Below are 20061 nucleotides of genomic sequence, written 5' to 3'. Positions count from 1 at the left end.
CCCAAAACACAAGGCCAAACAGCACCAAACGCGACACCCAAGAACCCTCAAACCGAAGCTCAACCAGCCCCCGAGCGCTTGAGAAACATTACACCCACCACAACCCACCACCAAATCAACCACCCCCCACACCCACCACCAACCCCACCAAACCCCACCCCACAACCGGCAACACCGTTGCCACTCGCCCGGGGACCCCCGAACACCAAGTGCCGGCAGTGGTGGACTGGGCTCGAACAAACCTCAGTTTTTCGTCCCCTTTTGTTGGCAACCTTGTCCTTGTGGGATCCCCGCTGCACTCAGATGTCGTTTCTTCCCGCGGGTCTGGGGGTCTCCGTCTCCGTCCTCAGCCCAACTGGATCAAGGAGTCAGCCACGGTCATCGGCATGGGGCGCAAGGGTCATCGGCATGGGGCGCAAGCCGCCCTCTCGAGGCTTCGGGTCTACGTAGCGGGGGTGACCCTGCTTGGTGATCCATTCGACAGAGCCCGTGAGCGATGTCTTTGGTGGGTGGTACACGAGCGTTCCGGGACGGAGGTCCGCTCCCAGCCAGGCTTCTCTTCGTGGCGTCGGTACGCAAAGGCACGTGCCGCTACCCGTGGTGCCCCTGCCCACCTGCATGAGCCGCTACCCGTGGTACCCCTGCCCAACTACACGTGCCATTGCCAGTAGGTGACCTTGCCACCACTGCACACGTCGCTGAACGGACTCACGGCAGCGTTATGTACGTCGGTCTATGTACTGGAACGTGTCGTTGCGGGCTTGTGTTGCTCTCAAGGAGGGACGGCTCCTGGTCTCAGTGGAGTTGATCTGCTCCAGGCTTCGGGATCGACGGCTGCCGTGACGACGCTCGTCATCTGCGTCAGTTCTCTCCGCGGGCGGGGGGGCCTTGCCGTGCACATGACAAGGTGGCGCTGCGCCTCGCCGAAGGCAGGTGGGATGCGCCACCTCCATCGATTCCCTTGGACGAGCCGATGCTCAGCCCCTGGACTGTCTTCAGGAGCGTGAGCGGTGCCCTATGCCGTGAGACTCTGTCGGTTCCCCCTGTGTGAGCAGGTTGGTCCTTCTGGTCTGGCAGGGCTGGAAACCGACCCTGTTCCCTGGAGTGTGGGAGCAGCACCAGGTCGATGAGGTCGGCACCATCCCTCACCGCACTCCGCAGAGCGCAACTCCCCACTGGCCGCGGGCCGAACACGGCGCGTCAGTCACGGAAGGGCACGTCCAGATGCCGATTCCCAGGGTGCCGCCTCTCAGGGAGAAATCACTCACATGGGTCGCCTCGGTGACGTTCGGTCTGCTGCGCGGACATTTGCCCCTCAGGTCTGAGCCACCGCACGGACCCGAGATGGGCGTCCGGGGCCGACTTGCATGCGACGCTCACAGGTGGCTAGACGGTGAACGAGATTCATACGCAGCGATGGGTTAGGTGCGCCGCGATCAGGTGGGGGCACTGTGACCGGCTACGCACACCGTAGAGCATGCTGGTAGGCAGTGATTGGGAAGAAGTCACTGGGGGGCCACACCGTGGAGCAGGCTGCTAGACGGTGTGCGGGAAAGAGTCACTGGAGGGGCCACACCGTGGAGCAGGCTGCTGGACAGTGTGCGGGAAAAGAGCCGCTGGCTGGGCACACCATGGATCAGGTTGGAAGATAGCGCGTGGGGGCCTCGGGGCTGCGCAAGGCCAACCCCGGCGAGGCGCTCGGCCCTGGTTCCCGAAGGCTCACGGCTGGGCTCAGCTCTGGGACCGCACCGCAGACCAGCCAGTCAGCGCCGAAGACCACAAGAGGGACCTCCGGTGACCAGCTAGTGGACGCCCTGAAGGGCTAATCAAGCAGCGCTCCTGAAAGCCGCCACCAAGGGATCAACCGCAACGGCACAACGGCACAACGGCACAACGGCACAACGGCACAACGGCACAACGGCAAACGATCCACGATGGGCTGCGGTGGCCTCACGGCACTGAGGCGTGGGCGACTACCGGAGGCCTTGCCTCATACGACAACCCAGCCCAGGAGGAGCCTCATTGCCCCCCCACCCTCTGCCTCATCGACGCTTCCGAGACGCGACCTCTACGCCGATGGCTGCGAGACCTCTCGACTCTGCTGTGTCTGAACGCGCGAGTGCCCCCTCCACACGGAAGGGGGCACTCGCGGCCAACGAAAATCGAGAGATCAGGCCTCGGCGTTAGCCGGCTTGACGCGAGCGACGTCAATGGACACACCCGGGCCCATCGTCGTCGACAGCGTGATCTTCTTGATGTAGCGACCCTTGGCGGCCGACGGCTTCAAGCGGAGCACCTCATCGAGAGCGGCGAAGTAGTTCTGCTCCAACTGCTCGGGAGTAAACGACGCCTTCCCGATGATGAAGTGCAGGTTCGCGTGACGATCCACGCGGAACTCGATCTTTCCGCCCTTGATGTCGGTGACAGCCTTGGCGACATCCATCGTCACCGTGCCCGTCTTCGGGTTCGGCATGAGACCACGCGGACCGAGGACGCGGCCCAGCTTGCCGACCTTACCCATCATGTCCGGGGTCGCGACGACGGCATCAAAGTCGAGGTAGCCGCCAGCCACCTTGTCGATGAGCTCGTCCGCGCCAATCTCGTCCGCACCAGCAGCCTCAGCGGCCGCGGCACGATCACCGGTCGCGAAGACGAGGACCCTTGCCGTCTTGCCGGTGCCGTTGGGGAGATTGACGGTGCCGCGCACCATCTGGTCAGCCTTGCGCGGGTCAACGCCGAGCCGCATCGCGACATCGACCGTCTCGTCGAACTTGGCCGAAGCTCCCTTCTTGGCCAAAGCGATGGCCTCTTCGGGGGAGTAGTTCTGATCTGCGTCCGCCAGTGCTGCGGCGGCGCGGTAAGCCTTGCTGCGCTTCATGTCTGGTTCCTTCCTTGGCCTCGAGGGCCTACCAGGGTGTGGTGTGTGGGCCGCGCTGGCCCTGCCACGATGAGAGGGGTCAGCCTTCGACGGTGACGCCCATGGAACGAGCGGTGCCCTCGACGATCTTCATCGCCGCATCGACATCGTTCGCATTCAGGTCGGGGAGCTTCGTGCTAGCAATCTCACGCACCTGATCGCGCGTGATCTTGCCGACGGTCTCCTTGCTCGGGTTCGACGCGCCCGACTTCAGGCCGGCAGCCTTCTTGATCAACTCGGCGGCAGGCGGCGTCTTCGTGATGAAGGTGAACGTGCGGTCCTCGTAGATCGTGATCTCGACGGGGATGACGTTGCCGCGCATGGATTCGGTCTGGGCGTTGTACGCCTTGCAGAACTCCATGATGTTGACGCCGTGCGGACCGAGAGCGGTACCGACCGGAGGTGCAGGGGTTGCCGCGCCCGCGTTCAAGGCAACCTTGACGAGCGCCGCTACCTTCTTCTTGGGAGGCATGTTGGGTCCTTGCTACTTAGTGGCGCAGCCGGGTCGCTGCACCGGGTGATGAAACGGCCCGCCAAACGGGCCACACGAACCTCGTGCTCAGATGTCCTTCTGAACCTGCGAGAACGTGAGGTCCACGGGGGTCTCCCGCCCCAGGATCTCGACCAGCGCCTTGAGGCGCTGATGGTTCGCGTTGATCTCGGTGATCGTGGCATGGACGCCGGAGAACGGCCCCTGCACAACCATGACGGAATCGCCTTCCTTGAAGTCGGCGACCTCGATCTTCCTCTTCTTCGTGGCCGACGGGCCCGCCGACTCAGCAGCAGCCTTGGCCAGCGCGGCCGGAGCGAGCATCTTGACGACCTCGTCGATCGACAACGGCACAGGCTGGCTGGCATGGGCGACGAAGCCCGTCACCGACGGCGTCTGACGCACTGCAGACCAGGACCCGTCCGTGAGTTCCATGCGGACCAGCACATAGCCCGGCAGCACCGTGCGCGTCACGGTTTTGCGCGCACCGTTACGGATCTCAACGACCTCTTCAGTCGGCACGACCGTCTCGAAGATGTAGTCCTCCATGCCGAGGGTCTGGATGCGGGCGTCCAGGTTCTGCTTCACGCGATTCTCCATGCCGGAGTACGTGTGAATGACGTACCAGTCACCGAACTGCCCCGTGAGGCGCTCGCGCAACTCCTCCAAAACCGCAGCCTCGTCGGCGTCCGAAGCGGGAGCCTCGTCGGCCTCCGGCTCGTCGTCCTCGAGGTTCAAGACCACGTCATCGGCATCGTCTTCAGCGTCGCCGCCAAAATCGAGGTTGAGTTCGACCTCGTCGGGCTGAGACTCCTCGATCGGGCCGAGGTCAATCTCTACCTCGTCCAGATCGATGTCGTTCTCGGGCACGTCAGCCATGAAAATCCTTCCACTCCTCGGTCGTCGGTCAGCCGAACAGCTTCAGCAGCAGAGCGCCGAAGCCCAGGTCCAAGCCGCTGACATAAGCGATGATGACGAACACGAACAAGAGCACGGCCCAGAAGTACGCCGAGACCTGCGGCCACGTCGGCCACACGACCTTCTTGAGTTCGTCGACCGACTGGCCAGCGAACGTGATCGGCCCGACCCGGCCACTATCGGACGACGGGCGCGGGGCGCGTTTCGCCGTGCTCTTCCCCTTCGGCGCCGTCTCAGCGGACTCGCTGCGACGCACCGGACGCGAACTACGCGCCTGCTGCGCCACGGATTCCGCCGCCACGAGTTGCGCGGCATCATCGACGCCACCCTCGCCCTCGGCTGAACCGTCGGTCAGCTCCTCGGCTTCGGTCTCGTCGGGAGCCACGCGATAGGGCTCGGGATCGTTGAGGTCGTCGGCGAGGAACTCGCCAGGCAGGTCTTCACGAGCGACGTCGTCGGGGTCGCCGACGGAGCCCTCGCTCATGTCGCTCCTGGGTGCCACCTGCACGTCCTCACATTGCCGACCAAATCACCTTCCGGACCGCGATCGGCCCAGCAGGGCAAGAGGGACTTGAACCCCCAACCTGCGGTTTTGGAGACCGCTGCTCTGCCAATTGAGCTATTGCCCTTTGCTTCCTACTTCAGCAGCACCCATGCTACCCACCTCGCGGAGGGCTCGCCGAAGCGACAGGTGCCACCAAGACGACGAGTGTACGGGGTTTCTTCCGCCGCGTCGAACTGGGTCAGTCCAGCGACACCCCGACGAACACGGGTTCCGGCACGAGTCGGACCCCCCACTTGGCTTCGACACCATCGCGGATCTCGCGAGCCAAGGCGATGACCTCATCGGCGCGAGCACCCCCGCGATTCGTGATCGCGAGCGCATGCTTCGTCGACAACGTCACCGGTGCAACTCCATACCCCTTGCCAAAGCCGGCGTGGTCGATGAGCCAGGCGGCGCTGCTCTTGACGAGCCCGCCCCCTGCATCGAAACGAGGCGCCTCGGGTGGCAAAGCGGCTGCCACCTCAGGCGTGACGACGGGGTTGGTGAAGAAGGATCCGGCGCTCCAGGTGTCGTGGTCCTCGGCGTCCAGGACCATCCCCTTGCCTCGCCGCAGCGCCAGCACCGCGTCCCGGACCGCCGCCAAGTTCGCCTTGTGACCCACCTCAACCCCGACGCGGTTCGCCAGTTCGGCATAACGCACCTTGGAACTCCGCGTCCCCTGGGTGAGCTGGAAGGTGACACCCAAAACGACGTAGCGATCGGGTTCGGCCTTAAACCGACTCGAGCGGTAGCCGAAGGCGCAATCTGCGTTGCTGAACAGCTTCGGCGACCGAGTGCGCCGATCCCACGTGCGCACATGCCACAGCGTCTGGGAGACGTCTTGCCCATAAGCGCCGACGTTTTGGATCGGCGTCGAGCCGACCGTTCCCGGGATGCCGGCCAGCGCCTCGACCCCCACCAGTTCGGATGCCACCGTCCAGTCGACGAAGGCCGACCAGTTCTCCCCGGCTGCGACATCCACCATGATGCCGCCGCAGGCAGCTTCGCCCAGGTCGCAACTGGCGACCTGGCCCCCGATCCCGCGCGTCGCGACGTGAACCACGACACCGTCGAAACCGTCATCCGAGACCACCATGTTGGACCCTCCAGACAGGAGGAGGACCGGCTCGCCGGCCGCATCCGCGTCCGCGACAGCGCTGATGAGGGCCTGCTCCGTGTCCGCTTCGACCCAGCGTCGCGCCGGGCCGCCGACGCGCAGGGTGGTGTGATCAGCCAGCAATTCAGCCACACCGCACCTGCGCTTGCGCCGAACCCAGCACGCGGGTCTCTCCCAGGAGAGCATCGATCGCGATCGTGGCCAGACCGTCCTCCAGCGCCGTCACCCGTGCCGTGACGTGAACGTCGACCCCGGCGTCGTCATCAGGGACGGGGACCGGCTTGGTAAACCGGACGAAGTAGCCCTCGACCCGCGCGGGATCCCCCACCCAATCGGTGACGATTCGCAACGCTTTGCCCATCGTGAGCATGCCGTGAGCGATGACGCTGGGCATGCCCAGGGCACGGGCGGCTCGATCGGACCAGTGGATCGGATTGAAGTCCCCCGAGGCACCCGCGTAGCGGACCAGATCCTCACGCGTGTAATGCAGCACCAAGGGCGGCAACTCAGTGCCGACCTCAACAACGTGGGCGCTCATGCTGTGACCTCCGGCCAGGTGTGGAGCAGGGTCGAGGTGGCCGTCACCAGCGACTCCCCCGCCGACGTGGACAGCGCTACCGACACGGTGACGAAGGCCGAGGCTCCGCGCGAACGCACCTTGTCGATCGTCAGGCGCGCCACCACCTCATCGCCGGCACGCAAGGGCCTGCGCCAGGCAAACCGCTGGTCGCCATGAATCGTCTGCGCAAGCTTCATATCGAGTTCAGGATCGGAAAACAGCGCATCCCACGCCTGCGCAGCAAGGACGGCTGCGAAGGTGGGGGGTGCCTGCGGCCGGTCGCCGGCATAGGCCGGATTGTCGTCGCCCAAGGCTCGGGCGAACTCGGCGATCTTCTCGCGGCTCACCAGATAGGGGCGCGTGGCCGGGTAGGTGCGACCCACGTGCGCATCGGAGAGGGACATGCCGCACAGGCTACCTGTGCCGTAGGGTCGCGTGGGTGACGCTCCGGCTCCTGTTCGTGTCCATGCACACCTCCCCCGCATCAGCGCCCGGCGCAGGCGATGCAGGGGGGATGAATGTCGTCGAACTCCACCAGGCGCGCGCCCTGGCCGATCTCGGATATCGCGTCGACATTGCGACGCGACGCTCACACCCCGACCAGCCCGACGTCGCCGACCTCGGTGGCGGGGTTCAACTGCTCCACGTGGACGCCGGACCGGCCGCCGACCTCCCCAAGAGCGCCATCGACGCCCACATCGACGAGTTCTCTGCCGGGCTGGCGCGCTTGATGCCCTACGACCTCATCCAGTCACACCATTGGATGAGCGGTGTGGCCGCCTTGCCGGTCGCCCGCGCGTGGGGCGTCCCCCATGTTCAAAGCTTCCATTCCGTGGCCGCCCATCCCGGCGACCCGCTCTCGGCAGGCGAGCCGCCCGAATCGGGGGCTCGGGTCGCGGGCGAGGCCCTCATCGCCCAGCGCTCGGACGCCATCATCGCGGTCAGCACCGCCGAAGCGCGGACGATCATCGAACGCTGCGGTGCCGACCCTCGCCGCGTGAGCGTCATTCCGCCCGGCGTTGACCTGGACACCTTCCGCCCGGCGGCGCCCACCGACCAGCGTCCAGCCTGCCCCTGGTGCGGGTCGGAGGCAGGCTACGTGCTCATGGCGGCACGGCTCCAACCCCTCAAGGGGGGCGACCTCGCTATCCGCGCCATGGCCGAACTAGCGCCCGACGAGCGCCCCGACCTCATGATCGCCGGGGACGTCTCCGCCGACTTCGCCGACTACCGCGCTGAGGTTGAGGCACTCATCGATCGTCTGGGGATGCGCAACCACGTTCACTTCGTGGGTGCCCAATCCCGCGTCGACCTAGCCGCACTCATGCGTCACGCCCAAGCGCTGCTGGTCCCCTCCCATTCGGAGACCTTCGGCCTGGTCGCACTCGAAGGCGCAGCCAGCGGGGTCCCCGTCCTAGCGTCCTCGACGGGTGGGCTGCGAGAGGTCGTCGTCCACGAGGAGACCGGCTACCTCATGCACGACCGCGACCCCATCGCCTGGGGCACGACGCTGCGGGGCCTCCTCACGAACGAGACGCTGCGCACCCGCCTGGGCGTCGTGGCACGCATCCATGCGCGACGGTTCTACTGGCCCGACATCGGAGCGCGGCTGGCGACCACCTACGAGCGGATCGCCGTCAGCGAGGGCGCCGACGTGTCCACCTGGTCGGTCCAGGTGTCCTGAACTTAGCCCCCGGACGGCCCCCGCACGGGCCAACAGCAACACGGGCCGCCCCCAACAGGGGACGGCCCGTGTGTCGTGTGACCTAGATCAACGCGTCTCGCGGTGCTCGGTGTGGTGCTTGCAGTTCGGGCAGAACTTCTGCAGCTCCAAGCGATCGGGATCGTTGCGGCGGTTCTTCTTGGTGATGTAGTTGCGGTGCTTGCACACGGTGCAAGCCAACGTGATCTTCGGGCGGATGTCGCCAGACTTCTTGGCCATCTCAGCCACTCCATTCGTTACGTAGGGCACCTAGGTGGTAGCGGGAACGGGACTTGAACCCGTGACACAGCGATTATGAGCCGCTTGCTCTACCGTCTGAGCTATCCCGCCTCTCGCCTCCGGCCGGAACCGGAGACCCGAGCCCCCATGCGGAATCGAACCGCAGACCTTCTCCTTACCATGGAGACGCTCTGCCTACTGAGCTATAGGGGCAAGACCGCAGATCAACTTACCCTACGCAGGCCCGGTTCCAAAATCGGGGGCCACCCAGCGCAACAACCTGGGCCAACCGGCACAGCAAAAGGGCCCCTGACTCGCCATCACGGCTTGTCAGAGGCCCTTTCCTTGCTGTGGCAGGTGTAGGGTTCGAACCTACGTAGGCAATGCCGACGGTTTTACAGACCGCTCCCTTTGGCCGCTCGGGCAACCTGCCATGCTGAACACTCAGCGGGAAAGTACTCTAGCAACTCATCGCCCGTCCGCCCAATCGAGAGGACCACCCATGGCAGGAGACAGCTCCTTCGACATCGTCAGCAAGGTCGACAAGCAGGAAGTCGACAACGCTCTCAACATGGCCGCCAAGGAGGTGCACCAGCGCTTCGACTTCAAAGGCACCGACGCCTCGATCCGCTGGTCCGGTGACGCCATCGAGCTGGAAGCCAGCGGCGAGGAGCGCGTCAAGGCCGTCCTCGACGTCTTTCAGAGCAAGCTCATCAAGCGGGGCGTGTCCTTGAAGTCTTTGGACGCAGGAGAACCCCGCCTCTCGGGAAAGATCTGGAAGATCACCGCGTCCCTGGAGCAAGGCATCTCCCAAGACAACGCCAAGAAGGTGGCCAAGCTGATCCGCGACGAAGGACCCAAGGGTGTGAAGACCCAGATTCAAGGCGACGAACTGCGCGTCAGCTCCAAGAGCCGCAACGACCTGCAAGCCGTGCAACAGATGGTGCGCGACGCCGACTACCCCTTCGCCGTCCAGTTCGTGAACTACCGATGAGTTCGATGGCCCGGCCCGCCCTTCCCCTGGCCGTCGCCACCGGCGTCGGCACCTTTGCCTGGTATGCCCTGCCTGGCGCCGTCGCCTCCCGTCCCGCCCGCGCCGTCGCGAAGACCGCGCTGGCCGCTGGTGTGACCGGGGTGTACGCCCTCACCAGGCCCCGCACTGAGGCCACCAACGGCCCCGACCGCGTCGACGAGCTTCTCCACGAGGCCAATGCCCACCCTGTCCAAGCGCTGGCCATCGCTACCGCCGGCGTGGGAGCAGGAGCCGCGATCACCGCACTGGGCGAGAGGGCCATGTACCGCTGGGGCGAGCGCCGTCGCGCGGCCGGGCGACGCTGGCCCTTCGGCGTCCCCGCCCTGCTCGCGGCCGTCGTTGCCACCGTGGGCGTCCTCGCGGATCCCCCGCGCGCCTGAACCCCGCGACGCGAGCGGCGGCGCCCCGAGGGACGCCGCCGCTCATCGTCTAAGCGAACAGGCCAGCCCCGACGTAGGAGCCCTCGCTCGCCCCGGGCGGGATCGCCCACAGGCCTGATCCCAGATGCTTGAGGTACTCGTTCATCGCATCAGTGGACAGCGAGCGCTGCACGGCAATGAAGTCGTCTGGGCGGCGCTGATAGGACAAGAAGAACAGGCCCGCATCGAGCTTGCCGAGCGCATCGTTGCCGTCCACGTAGTTGTAGCCGCGACGCAGCAGTTGGATGCCGTTGTTCTGATCTGGATGCGCCAATCGAACGTGGCTAGCACGGTCGATCATCGGCTTGCCACTCGCCGCCAGTGCGGCGAAATTGGGGGCGTCGTTCTCGACGCCGCTCGGGCTCGACAACGGAGCCCCCTCCCCCTTGTTGCGACCCACGATGCGGTCCTGCTCGGCCAGCCGTAGCCGATCCCAGCTTTCGGTGATCATCGCGATCTTGCGCGCAACCAGATAGGAACCGCCCGCCAGCCACGGCTGGTCGTCCGTGCCGACCCACACGTGCCGGGTCAGCGCCGCCTCGTCGTTGGCCAAAATGTTGGCCGTGCCGTCCTTGTAGCCGAACAGGTTCCGCGGGGTCTTTTGGTCCGCGGTGGTCTTGGACGTCCGCCCGAAACCAAGCTGCGACCACCGCAACCGGGCGCGCCCGAAAGCGATCCGCGTCAGGTTCCGGATGGCATGCACCGCCACTTGCGGGTCATCGGCGCACGCCTGGATGCACAGATCGCCATCGGAGTGCTCCCGCTGCAGATCCTCGCCGAGGAAGGCGGGCAGCCGGACCAGGCCCGCCGGACGCTTCGCGGCAAGACCGAACCGATCCGTGCCGTCCACCTCAAACAGCGTCGGACCGACACCGAACGTGATCGTCAGACCGCTCGCGGCCAGCCCCAGCGCCTCGCCCGTATCGTCCGGCGGCGCGGCGGGCGAACCGCCTACTGCCCCCTTGACGGTGACCTCCAGCCCCGCGACCATCCGCGACGCCGCGTACGACCAGTCCTGCAGCAGGCTGATCAGATCGTCACGATCGGCCCGCTCGGACATGTCGAACGCGGCGAAATGCAGGTGATCCTGGACAGGCGTCGTGATCCCACTTTGGTGCTGCCCGAAGAACGGATAGACCGTCGCGTCCGACGCTTCGCCGCCACCACGCTGCACGCCGAGGGTGCCCGCGACGCCCGCCCCGGCACCCACGGCCGCGCCGGCACCGAACAGCCCCAGCATCCCGCGCCGCGACAGGCCGCGACGCGGGGCATCGCTCGTCGATCCCGACCCCGACCCCGTGGCGGGAGGCGTCGAGGTGGCGGCGTCCTCCGCGGGAGAGGGCGCCTCCGAGGCCGGGGGCGCGAGAGGTTCCTCACGGGAGGCGCCCCCTGCGGCATCGGCAGAGTCGGGAAGAACTGGCTCGTCGGGCATCGGTATCACCCCAAAATGGTCGTGGTCAGCTTGGACAAGGGCTCCGCGAGCGCATTGATGTCGTCGATGAGCGCGCGCTTGTCGGCATCGGTGAGATCGGCGAACGTCGTGAAGCCCCGCTCGGCCGACCCATGGTCAGCCAGCGACTTCTCCAACGCCGCATAACCCTTGTCGATCTCGGCGACCAGCTTCTTGCCAGCGTCGCCCTTGCTCAACGTGAAGTCCCGCACCAGGGAGAACGCCATCTTGGAGCCCTCCACGTTGGCCGCGAAATCGTAAAGATCGGTGCCGCTCCACCAGTCTTCCTCGCCGGTGATCTTCGTGGTGGCCACCTCGTCGAGCAGGGAGATCGCCCCATTCGACAGCCCCGCGACGCCCTGCTCGTTGAGTGACGTGGCGAAATCATTGCCGTGGACGTAGTCGTAAAGCTGCTGCACGTCGGCGACTAGCGCGGAGGCGTGCGTCACCCGCTGTTGCGGCGTCGAAGGCTCCCAGTCCTTCCACGCGGGGGAATCGTCAGAGTTCTTGGCGTCCTTCGCCGGAACCCACAGATCCTTCTCGATGCGGTGGAACCCGGTCCAGTCCAGGCCCTCGGCCTTGGCGTCCACCTCGCGATAGTCGATGCGAGGGTCAAGATCGCCCAACGCCTCAGCGATCGGCTCGATCCGCTCATAGTAGGCGCGGACCTTCGGGAAGGCTGCGCGGGCCGCGTCGTCGCGTCCGGCCGCGTAGTCCTCGGTGAACGAGCGGACCGCAGGCAGCAACTGGGCCGTCTGATCCTTGACGAAAGCGGCATACAACGTCACGGCCTGCTGCTTCTGCTCGGCGTCTTCGCCGGTGATGGCCACGGTGTCGCCGGTCACGGTGAAGGCGGCCTTGCCCACGCCTTGACCAATCATGCCCGGCTTGCACAAGGTGAAGTAGTTGCCGGGTTGGGCGACGACGGTCAGCGTGCGGGACGCGCCGGGGGCGATGTTCTCGACCTCGCCCACGATGCGCAACGCGTCGTCGGCCAACAGGTAGAACTCGGTGATCTGCGGGCCCTTGTTGGTGACGGTGAACGCCAGGGTGCCACTGGTGGCCTTGGCGGTCGACACCTGGCAGGTCGTGGCGTCGGAGGTGACGGTCAGGGGACCGCCGGAGGCCGCGAGATCAGCCTTGGCGACACAACCCGACAACGCCAGGGCTGCGGTGGGAACCGCCACGAGGGCGGCGGTCAGGGACGTACGGTTCACGATGCTCCTTGAGCGGGAGAAGGGGACGGTTCGGTGGAAGGGCGCGGCCGACCAGCGGTCATGCGAGAGAAGAAGATGCTGAAAACCACAGCCAGGTAGAGCGCCCACGCGATGACCTGGATCCACGTCATCTCGGGCATGAAGCCCACGGTGGCCTGCAGCAGCGTGGCGAGGGTGCCGCCGGGCGCGATGATCGTCGACACATCGAAGGCGTAGCCGAAGGGGAAGCCCTCGAGCCCGACACCCACGGCGCCGGTCGCCGGGTCGAGGGTGGCCAGTGCGCTGAACGGCCCCGGCACTACCCCAGCCTCTTGCAGATCGTGCAGGCCGTAGGCCAGCACCCCGGCGGCCACCACGATGAGCAAGGCACCCGTCCAGGTGAAGAACGTCGACAAGTTCAGGCGAACCATGCCTCGAGCGATCGCCCAGCCGAGCAGAACAGAGATCGTCAACCCCAACAGGGCGCCGACGATCGCCTGGGGGGCAGACCCTGCCGACTCGACCATCGACCACAGCAGCAGCGCCGTCTCGATGCCTTCGCGCGTCACCGAGACGAAACCGACGATGACGATCCCCCACAGCGAACCCTGGGCGAGTGCCCGGTCCAGTTCGCCTTCCAGGGTTTTCTTCAGGTTGCGGGCGGCCCGCTGCATCCAAAAGATCATCCAGGTCACCAAGGCGACGGCTGCCAGAGAGAGCAATCCCCCGATGAGCTCTTGACCTTGGGTCGTCAGCGCGTAGGACCCGAACGTGAGGAGCGCGCCGATGCCGAGCGAGAGCGCGATCGCCAGACCGACGCCGATCCAGAGCCGGTGCAAGACGTCGCGACGGCCGAGTTTGGTGAGGTAGGACACGAGAATGCCGACGACGAGCGCGGCTTCGAGACCCTCGCGCAACCCGATGAGGAAGGCGCCGAGCACGGGTACCCACTTTCTTGGACGGACGGCCGCGCCTGGCGGTCAGGTAAGGCTTGCCTTACCCAAGGTCCGATGCTAGCGGCATCCCGGGCGGACGACTAATCGGTCCGCCGAACGAAACCGGGGCGTCCCTCACGCCGCTAACCTGGCAGCCGTGCTGCGGATCGCGTCGTTCAATGTCAATGGAATCCGGGCCGCGCAACGGCGCGGCATCGAGGCGTGGTGGTCCCGGACGCGTCCCGACATCGTGGCGATCCAGGAGATGCGGGCCTCCACCGCCGCGATCCCCGAAGGCCTCCTCGACGACTGGCACGTGGCCTATCACGAGGGAAACCTCGCCGGACGCAATGGTGTCGCCCTGCTCAGCCGGACGCCGCCGACCGCGATTCGGCACGGATTCGGTCACCGGCCCTCCGATCCCGAAGGCCGCTACGTCGAAGCGGATTACGACCTCGACGGGCTCGCGCTGAGGATCGGATCGGTGTACGTCCCCAAGGGCGCCACCTGGGAGGGGCCCGACGCCGATCCGGAGAAGTACCGCCGCAAGATGCGCTTCATGACGTCTTTCCGCTCCTACCTGACGCGAGCCCGCCGCCACGCCGCCCGCGAGGGGCGCGAGTTCTTGGTGATGGGCGACTTCAACATCGCGCACACCCGCGACGATGTGAAGAACTGGCGCAGCAACCAGCGCTCGGAGGGGTTCCTCCCCGAGGAGCGGGAGTGGTTCGGCTCCATCCTGGGGCCCCGCACACTGGTGGATGTGGTACGCCGCCTCCACCCCGAAGGGCCGGGCCCCTATTCGTGGTGGAGTTGGCGCGGGCAAGCGTTCGCCAACGATGCTGGGTGGCGCATCGACTACCACCTGGCCAGCCCCGGGCTTGCCGCCCGCGCGGTGGCCGGTGGCACCCACAAGGACGCGAGCTACGACACCCGCATCAGCGATCACGCGCCGGTCGTCGTGGACTACGCCACCTCCTGACGCGCCTTCGAGGAGGGATGCGGCCTCAGAACGTGAGGCTGCTGGGCTCTTCGGTACGGAAGCAGGCCAACACCTCGGCACGCGTCACGTCCTCGATGCGGTCGTGGCTCCAGCGCGGCGTCCGGTCCTTGTCGACCAGTTGCGCCCGCACACCCTCGATGAAGTCGGGGCTACCTATCATGTGGTCGGCCAGGACGCGGTCTTGGGCCAGCACGTCCGCCACCCCCGTCATGGTCGGGACACGGCGCATCGCCTCGAGCGTCACCGCGACGCTCAGCGGGCTACGGGCCCGGATCAGCGCGGCGGCGGCTCGGGCGCGAGAGTCGGCGTGCGATTCCAGTGCTGCGATCACGTCGGACGGGTCGGGGAAGCAGTAGCAGGCGTCGATCCAGGCACGGTTGTCCTCGAGTTCCCCGGCGGGGGCGGCCTCATCGGCCTCATCTGCTAGCCCGAGCAGGACGCCGTCGCGGGCACCGACCGTCGCCCCGGTCAAGGCGACGTGCATGCCCGTCCAGCCCGGGGCGTGCGCGAGATACCAGGTGACGCCGACGTCGGGCGTGAAACCGATGATCGTCTCGGGCATGGCGAACGCGGCATCCGCGGACGCCAAGCGGCGCGACCCGTGCGCAGAGATACCCAGGCCACCCCCCATGGTGATGCCGTGCTGTCGCGCCTCGTACGGCTTGGGGTACTCCTTGATGAGGAGATCGAGCCCATACTCGAGATCGAAGAACTCCCCGAAATCGCGGCCATCGAGCACCGCCTGGCGCAGCGCTCGCACATCGGCCCCGGCGCACAGCCCTCGGCTCCCCTCCCCTAGCAGCAGGACGCTGTCGACGCCCTCATCGTCACGCCAGGATTCCAGCGCCTCGCGCATGCCGCGCATCATCGCGACGGTCAACGCGTTGATTGCCGCAGGACGGTTGAGGCGCAGCACGCCCACGCCCTCGACAACCTGGGTGAGCAGTTCGGGTTCGGCCATGTCGTCTCCTGGTCGTTACGGATGGGCGCCCGTTCGGCGCGCTCGGAGTGGTTCCAGCCTAGGCTGCGGACGCCCTGGCGGCGTGGCGACGCAGGATGATCCACACGACGATGGCCGCGACACCCGCCAAGGCGATCGCGATGTACTGCCCGCCACCATCGTTTTGCCCGTTGCGCCATGCGAGGTTGCCCGCGCCGTAGGCCAGCAGGACCGAGGTGGCGGCTGCCGCCGCCCGCAGCACCCGGTCGCGGACCTGGGCCAGGGGCAGGAAGAGCGCCCCCCACAGCAGGTACCAGGTGTGCAGGGCGGGGCCGAAGACCGCAAACGTCAGGTAGGCCCAGGCCAAGAACCGCAGCGGCTCGGTGCGTCCGAAGCGAACCGCGAGCACCACCATCAGCACTGCGGCGATCCCCAGGCTGATGGTCTGCAGCAGCGGGATCACCGTGGCCGCCGCCGCCGTCATGCCCAGCGCGAGGAACACCTGCTGGCACACCCACCCGATCAGGCTGAAGGGCGCCAGCGTGACGATCATGCCGGGGACGCTGACCGCGTTCAGCCACCCAAACCCCAGACCTGTCGCCCACGAGATCGCGGCAAAGACGGCGAGCACACCGCCCAGGGTGCTCAATGCCCGGGGGAGGAATCGGACGAGATCACGCCAACGCCAAGACGCCCAGTTGCTGCCGATCACCGCCACCGGGAAGGCCGCCAGAAGGGCTGGTTGCTTGACGGCCATGCCCACCCCCAGCGCGACGACGGCCGGCCAATGCCATCCCTGGTAAGCCCAGCAGATCGCCACGGCGATCAGGCCGAGCATGAGGGCGTCGTTGTGGGCGCCACCGATGAGGTCGATGACGAGCAGCGGGTTGATGGCCGAGAACCAGGCGGTCTGGTGGGGGTCGATCCCGATCTGCCGGGCGATCCGTGGGAGGAAGTGCACGATCAACGCGACGCCGATCAAAGCAGGGATCCGTTGCGCGACGGCCGAATAGTAGGGGTTGAAACCCGCCAACTGGTCCAGCCAATGCGCCAAGGTCAACGCCAGCGGCCCGTAGGGGGCGGGCGTGTAGCGCCACAGCCAGGCCACCTGGTCGGCGAAGGTGCCGGGCAAAACCCCCGGAGAGACCTCGTAGGGGTTCATGCCGTTCTCGATCAGCCACCCCTGCGCCGCGTAGGAGTAGGCGTCGTGGCTGAAAATCGGGGGGGCCGCCACCAAAGGGGTCGCCCACCAGCACAGGATCGCCCACGGTTTGACGTCGTGGTAGACGGCCGGCCGCAGCCGGTACCAGGCGAGGATGAGCAGGTTGACGGCGCCGATGACCAGGGCTGTCGCCATGATCCTGGCCCATTCGGTGTCGAGGCCCAGGGCCCGCATGATGGGCCAGTAGGGGCTGGCTTGCGGCAGGTAGGCCGGGGACAGCGCTCCGAGCGCCAGCAGGGTCGTGCCGAGCAGGCCGAGCCGCACCGGCGCCAGCCGGATGGCAGCGACGACGTCCTGCCATCGGGCGCCCACGTTCTCGGCGAACCCGTTCACGGCCGTCCTCCTTGCCTGTCACGGTTGGCTGTCAGCGTATCCAATGGGCGCCGCTCCTTCGTCACAGCGTCGGCAACCCCCACGCGCACGCGCCCGACAGTTGGCGGAGCTACTAGGGTGGGGAACCGAGTCAGTCTGATCAGAGAAGAATGAGGCAGTCCGCCGTGACCGATGTGCAATCCCTCGACCGTGTCGTCATCCGCTTCGCAGGGGACTCCGGCGACGGGATGCAACTCACCGGCGACCGGTTCACCTCCGACACCGCCAGTCTGGGCAACGACTTCGCGACCCTCCCGAACTTCCCCGCCGAGATCCGCGCACCCCAGGGAACGGTGGCGGGGGTGTCGAGCTTCCAGCTGCACTTCGCCGACAGCGACATCAAGACGCCCGGCGATGCACCCGACGTCTTGGTGGCGATGAACCCGGCCGCGCTGAAAGCCAACCTGGCCGACCTGAAACGCGGCGGCGTCATCATCGCTGACGCGCACGAGTTCACCAAGCGGAACCTCGCCAAGGTCGGGTATGCGTCCGACCCGCTCACCGACGGTTCCCTGACCGACTACCAACTCCACGCCCTGGATCTGACAGGGCTCACCGTCGCCTCGGTGGAGCAGTTCCACCTGGGCCGCAAAGAGGCCTCCCGCGCCAAGAACATGTTTTCGCTGGGCCTGCTGACGTGGCTTTACACGCGTCCGGTGGAGCACACCCTGGAGTTCCTGGATCACAAGTTCGGCACCAAGCCCGAGATTCGCGACTCAAACAAGGCCGCCTTCCTGGCCGGTCACGCCTTCGGTGAGACGACCGAGACGTTCGCGGTCCGCTTCGAGGTGGCCGCCGCGCCCGCACAGCCGGGCACCTACCGTCAGATCACCGGCAATAAGGCGCTCGCATTGGGTCTCATCGCCGGATCGGTCACCTCCGGTCTTCCCCTGTTCCTGGGCGCCTACCCGATTACCCCGGCGTCCGACGTCTTGCACGAGTTGAGCAAGGCCAAGGATCAGGGCGTCACCACGTTCCAGGCCGAGGATGAGATCGCGGCCGTGGGCGCGGCCCTCGGCGCGTCCTATGCGGGACACCTGGGCGTCACGTCGACGTCAGGGCCGGGCATGGCGCTGAAGAGCGAGACCATCTCGCTGGCCGTCATGCTGGAGCAGCCCCTGGTCATCTGCGACATCCAGCGCGCCGGGCCCGCCACCGGCATGCCGACCAAGACCGAGCAGGCCGACCTGCTGCAGGCCATGTTCGGGCGCCACGGCGAGGCTCCCCTGCCCGTCATCGCCGCGCAATCCCCCGCCGACTGCTTCGACGCCGCCATCGAGGCGGTCCGCATCGCGCTGACGTACCGCACGCCGGTGATCCTGCTGACCGACGGCTACCTCGCCAACGGTGCCGAACCGTGGCTGCTGCCCGACATCGCGTCGTTGCCCGCCATCGACCCGCACTTCGCGACGCAACCCAACGGTCCGGAGGGAACGTACCTGCCTTACCTGCGCGATGAGCGGGGTGCCCGCCCGTGGGCGATCCCCGGCACGCCGGGCCTCGAACACCGCATCGGCGGCATCGAAAAGGCCGACAAGACCGGCAACGTCAGCTATGCGCCCGACAATCACGAGTTCATGGTTGCCGCCCGGCAGGCCAAGATCGATGGCATCGTCGCGGACGTGCCCGACCTGGTCGTCGATGACCCGACCGGGGACGCCGACGTGCTCGTGCTCGGCTGGGGATCGACGTGGGGCCCGATCTCGGCGGCCGCCCGCCGCGTCCGCGACGCCGGACGCCGCGTGGCCACCACGCACCTGCGTCACCTCAATCCGCTGCCCGCCAACACGGGCGAGGTGCTGCGCCGCTACCGCCGCGTCATCGTCCCAGAGATGAACCTGGGCCAGATGGCCATGATCCTGCGGGCCCGCTACCTGGTGGACGTGCAGTCCTACAGCCGTGTGCGGGGGTTGCCGATCAGCCCCGCCGAACTGGCACCGCACCTGATCGACGTCATCGATGCAGAGGAGGCCCGATGAGCACCGGACTGTCCGGCGTGCCCCTGGCGATCACGCCGCTCAACCGCAAGGAGTTCGTCTCCGACCAGGAGGTGCGCTGGTGCCCCGGCTGCGGCGACTACGCCGTCTTGGCGGCGTTCCAGTCGCTCATGCCTCAACTGGGCGTCAAGCGGGAGAACACCGTCGTCGTCTCGGGGATCGGCTGTTCCTCGCGGTTCCCGTACTACCTCGACACCTACGGCCTGCATTCGATCCACGGACGCGCGCCCGCCATCGCCACCGGCGTCGCTTTGACGCGTCCCGACCTGGCGGTGTGGGTGGTGACCGGTGACGGCGACGCGCTGAGCATCGGTGGCAACCACCTCATCCATGCGCTGCGCCGCAACGTGAACATCACGATCATGCTGTTCAACAACCGCATCTACGGCTTGACCAAGGGCCAGTTCTCCCCCACCTCGGAGACCGGCAAAGTCACCAAGTCCTCCCCCGTCGGCTCGGTGGACCACCCGTTCAACCCTTTGACGCTGGCCCTGGGCGCTGAGGCGTCCTTCGTGGCCCGGGCGCTGGATTCGGACCGCAAGCAACTCACCGAGGTGCTGACCGCCGCGATCAACCACCGCGGCGCGTCCATCGTCGAGATCTACCAAAACTGCCCGATCTTCAACGACGGCGCCTTCGAGGGGCTCAAAACGCCCGAATCCTCGGCGATCATCCCGCTGGTCCACGGCGAGCCGATCACCTTCGCCGGGGGCGAGTTGGGCGTCGTCCGCAAGCCCGACGGCTCGCTCGGCGTCAGCGCGGTCAGCGACGTCGAGCCGGGCGCGCTGGTCGTCCACGATGCGCACGCGCACGACGCGACGCTGGCCTTCCAGCTCTCCCAGCTCACCGACACCCAGGGGCTGTCGCTCTCGCCGGTGGGCATCCTGCGTGACGTGGCCCGTCCGGTGTTCGACGACGAGGCCCGCAACCAGGTTCACATGCCCGCCGATCGGGTCGCGTCCTTGCAGCGCCTGGTGGCTGGACCGGACACCTGGACCGTCTTGTAG

Annotated in this window: 19 protein-coding genes and 4 tRNA genes; 6 read left to right on the top strand and 17 right to left on the bottom strand. The window is 66.8% G+C overall.

From position 1 onward, the window contains the following. Nucleotides 1-2170: 2170 nt before the first annotated feature. From rplA to C1706_RS04740, 8 genes are all read right to left on the bottom strand, one after another. The gene (rplA, locus tag C1706_RS04775; RefSeq protein WP_129458057.1) at nucleotides 2171-2878 is read right to left on the bottom strand and encodes a 50S ribosomal protein L1; all 708 of its coding nucleotides are present in this window, start codon (nucleotides 2876-2878) and stop codon (nucleotides 2171-2173) included. Between the two features lie 79 nt (nucleotides 2879-2957). Then, nucleotides 2958-3389, bottom strand: a complete 432-nt coding sequence (rplK, locus tag C1706_RS04770) for a 50S ribosomal protein L11 (RefSeq protein WP_129458056.1) — start codon at nucleotides 3387-3389, stop codon at nucleotides 2958-2960. Between the two features lie 87 nt (nucleotides 3390-3476). Continuing rightward, on the bottom strand, nucleotides 3477-4286 hold the full coding sequence (gene nusG, locus C1706_RS04765; RefSeq protein WP_129458055.1) for a transcription termination/antitermination protein NusG: 810 nt from the start codon (nucleotides 4284-4286) through the stop codon (nucleotides 3477-3479). A 28-nt stretch (nucleotides 4287-4314) separates the two neighbouring features. After that, entirely contained in the window at nucleotides 4315-4809 is a 495-nt protein-coding gene (secE, locus tag C1706_RS04760) for a preprotein translocase subunit SecE (protein WP_129458054.1), read from the bottom strand. 72 nt (nucleotides 4810-4881) lie between these two features. Beyond that, nucleotides 4882-4954 (bottom strand) — tRNA-Trp (locus C1706_RS04755). A gap of 114 nt (nucleotides 4955-5068) precedes the next feature. Further along, nucleotides 5069-6118 carry a UDP-N-acetylmuramate dehydrogenase gene (locus tag C1706_RS04750; protein WP_241653423.1) on the bottom strand — a complete coding sequence of 350 codons (1050 nt, stop codon included), beginning with the start codon at nucleotides 6116-6118 and terminating at the stop codon, nucleotides 5069-5071. Beyond that, entirely contained in the window at nucleotides 6111-6524 is a 414-nt protein-coding gene (locus tag C1706_RS04745) for a MaoC/PaaZ C-terminal domain-containing protein (RefSeq protein WP_129458052.1), read from the bottom strand. The genes C1706_RS04750 and C1706_RS04745 overlap by 8 nt, the downstream gene beginning before the upstream one ends. After that, complete coding sequence (locus C1706_RS04740) at nucleotides 6521-6949, bottom strand: FAS1-like dehydratase domain-containing protein (RefSeq protein WP_129458051.1); 429 nt, start codon at nucleotides 6947-6949, stop codon at nucleotides 6521-6523. The genes C1706_RS04745 and C1706_RS04740 overlap by 4 nt, the downstream gene beginning before the upstream one ends. A gap of 35 nt (nucleotides 6950-6984) precedes the next feature. Here C1706_RS04740 and C1706_RS04735 point away from each other — a divergent pair, with 35 nt between their 5' ends. Further along, on the top strand, nucleotides 6985-8229 hold the full coding sequence (locus C1706_RS04735) for a glycosyltransferase (RefSeq protein ID WP_206660970.1): 1245 nt from the start codon (nucleotides 6985-6987) through the stop codon (nucleotides 8227-8229). Between the two features lie 87 nt (nucleotides 8230-8316). Here C1706_RS04735 and rpmG read toward each other — a convergent pair whose 3' ends face one another. From rpmG to C1706_RS04715, 4 genes are all read right to left on the bottom strand, one after another. After that, nucleotides 8317-8487, bottom strand: coding sequence for a 50S ribosomal protein L33 (gene rpmG, locus C1706_RS04730; RefSeq protein ID WP_129458050.1), 171 nt, complete (start codon nucleotides 8485-8487; stop codon nucleotides 8317-8319). 35 nt (nucleotides 8488-8522) lie between these two features. Continuing rightward, nucleotides 8523-8598, bottom strand: a tRNA-Met gene (locus tag C1706_RS04725). 29 nt (nucleotides 8599-8627) lie between these two features. Next, nucleotides 8628-8700, bottom strand: a tRNA-Thr gene (locus C1706_RS04720). A gap of 138 nt (nucleotides 8701-8838) precedes the next feature. Continuing rightward, nucleotides 8839-8920, bottom strand: a tRNA-Tyr gene (locus C1706_RS04715). Nucleotides 8921-8989: 69 nt separating this feature from the next. Between C1706_RS04715 and C1706_RS04710 the strand changes: the two genes are divergently transcribed. Both C1706_RS04710 and C1706_RS04705 read left to right on the top strand, forming a co-directional pair. Next, entirely contained in the window at nucleotides 8990-9481 is a 492-nt protein-coding gene (locus tag C1706_RS04710) for a YajQ family cyclic di-GMP-binding protein (protein WP_129458049.1), read from the top strand. Continuing rightward, entirely contained in the window at nucleotides 9478-9900 is a 423-nt protein-coding gene (locus C1706_RS04705) for a hypothetical protein (RefSeq protein ID WP_129458048.1), read from the top strand. Before C1706_RS04710 ends, C1706_RS04705 begins: the two co-directional genes overlap by 4 nt. Nucleotides 9901-9949: 49 nt before the next feature. Here C1706_RS04705 and efeB read toward each other — a convergent pair whose 3' ends face one another. From efeB to efeU, 3 genes are read right to left on the bottom strand one after another with little or no spacing between them, the layout of a single operon-like run. Next, entirely contained in the window at nucleotides 9950-11371 is a 1422-nt protein-coding gene (gene efeB / locus C1706_RS04700; RefSeq protein WP_129458047.1) for an iron uptake transporter deferrochelatase/peroxidase subunit, read from the bottom strand. A 5-nt stretch (nucleotides 11372-11376) separates the two neighbouring features. Next, the gene (efeO, locus tag C1706_RS04695; RefSeq protein WP_129458046.1) at nucleotides 11377-12606 is read right to left on the bottom strand and encodes an iron uptake system protein EfeO; all 1230 of its coding nucleotides are present in this window, start codon (nucleotides 12604-12606) and stop codon (nucleotides 11377-11379) included. Then, nucleotides 12603-13526: an iron uptake transporter permease EfeU gene (efeU, locus tag C1706_RS04690; RefSeq protein ID WP_129458045.1), complete on the bottom strand. Its 924-nt coding sequence runs from the start codon at nucleotides 13524-13526 to the stop codon at nucleotides 12603-12605. Before efeU ends, efeO begins: the two co-directional genes overlap by 4 nt. Nucleotides 13527-13680: 154 nt before the next feature. On the opposite strand from efeU, the gene C1706_RS04685 reads away from it, so the two are divergent. After that, a complete protein-coding gene (locus C1706_RS04685) occupies nucleotides 13681-14502 on the top strand; it encodes an exodeoxyribonuclease III (protein ID WP_129458099.1) in 822 nt (273 codons plus the stop codon). 25 nt (nucleotides 14503-14527) lie between these two features. On the opposite strand, the gene C1706_RS04680 is transcribed toward C1706_RS04685, so the two are convergent. Both C1706_RS04680 and mptB read right to left on the bottom strand, forming a co-directional pair. Beyond that, a complete protein-coding gene (locus C1706_RS04680; protein WP_129458044.1) occupies nucleotides 14528-15484 on the bottom strand; it encodes an enoyl-CoA hydratase/isomerase family protein in 957 nt (318 codons plus the stop codon). 58 nt (nucleotides 15485-15542) lie between these two features. Next, the gene (gene mptB, locus C1706_RS04675; protein WP_129458043.1) at nucleotides 15543-17018 is read right to left on the bottom strand and encodes a polyprenol phosphomannose-dependent alpha 1,6 mannosyltransferase MptB; all 1476 of its coding nucleotides are present in this window, start codon (nucleotides 17016-17018) and stop codon (nucleotides 15543-15545) included. Nucleotides 17019-17182: 164 nt separating this feature from the next. Here mptB and C1706_RS04670 point away from each other — a divergent pair, with 164 nt between their 5' ends. Beyond that, nucleotides 17183-19036 (top strand): 2-oxoacid:acceptor oxidoreductase subunit alpha, encoded by a 1854-nt coding sequence (locus tag C1706_RS04670; RefSeq protein ID WP_241653422.1) that lies wholly within the window; start codon nucleotides 17183-17185, stop codon nucleotides 19034-19036. Then, entirely contained in the window at nucleotides 19033-20061 is a 1029-nt protein-coding gene (locus C1706_RS04665) for a 2-oxoacid:ferredoxin oxidoreductase subunit beta (RefSeq protein WP_129458041.1), read from the top strand. Before C1706_RS04670 ends, C1706_RS04665 begins: the two co-directional genes overlap by 4 nt.

Source organism: Propioniciclava flava (genome assembly GCF_004126535.1).
GTDB lineage: Bacteria > Actinomycetota > Actinomycetes > Propionibacteriales > Propionibacteriaceae > Propioniciclava > Propioniciclava flava.
Note: the sequence above shows the minus strand (reverse complement) of the source record. Positions and strands in the feature narration are given on the sequence as shown.

Coding starts and splice junctions, on each gene's coding strand:
- rplA (WP_129458057.1), bottom strand. CDS start 2,878: ATGAAGCGCAGCAAGGCTTACCGCGCCGCCGCAGCACTGGCGGACGCA.
- rplK (WP_129458056.1), bottom strand. CDS start 3,389: ATGCCTCCCAAGAAGAAGGTAGCGGCGCTCGTCAAGGTTGCCTTGAAC.
- nusG (WP_129458055.1), bottom strand. CDS start 4,286: ATGGCTGACGTGCCCGAGAACGACATCGATCTGGACGAGGTAGAGATT.
- secE (WP_129458054.1), bottom strand. CDS start 4,809: ATGAGCGAGGGCTCCGTCGGCGACCCCGACGACGTCGCTCGTGAAGAC.
- C1706_RS04745 (WP_129458052.1), bottom strand. CDS start 6,524: ATGAGCGCCCACGTTGTTGAGGTCGGCACTGAGTTGCCGCCCTTGGTG.
- C1706_RS04740 (WP_129458051.1), bottom strand. CDS start 6,949: ATGTCCCTCTCCGATGCGCACGTGGGTCGCACCTACCCGGCCACGCGC.
- rpmG (WP_129458050.1), bottom strand. CDS start 8,487: ATGGCCAAGAAGTCTGGCGACATCCGCCCGAAGATCACGTTGGCTTGC.
- C1706_RS04710 (WP_129458049.1), top strand. CDS start 8,990: ATGGCAGGAGACAGCTCCTTCGACATCGTCAGCAAGGTCGACAAGCAG.
- C1706_RS04705 (WP_129458048.1), top strand. CDS start 9,478: ATGAGTTCGATGGCCCGGCCCGCCCTTCCCCTGGCCGTCGCCACCGGC.
- efeB (WP_129458047.1), bottom strand. CDS start 11,371: ATGCCCGACGAGCCAGTTCTTCCCGACTCTGCCGATGCCGCAGGGGGC.
- C1706_RS04680 (WP_129458044.1), bottom strand. CDS start 15,484: ATGGCCGAACCCGAACTGCTCACCCAGGTTGTCGAGGGCGTGGGCGTG.
- C1706_RS04665 (WP_129458041.1), top strand. CDS start 19,033: ATGAGCACCGGACTGTCCGGCGTGCCCCTGGCGATCACGCCGCTCAAC.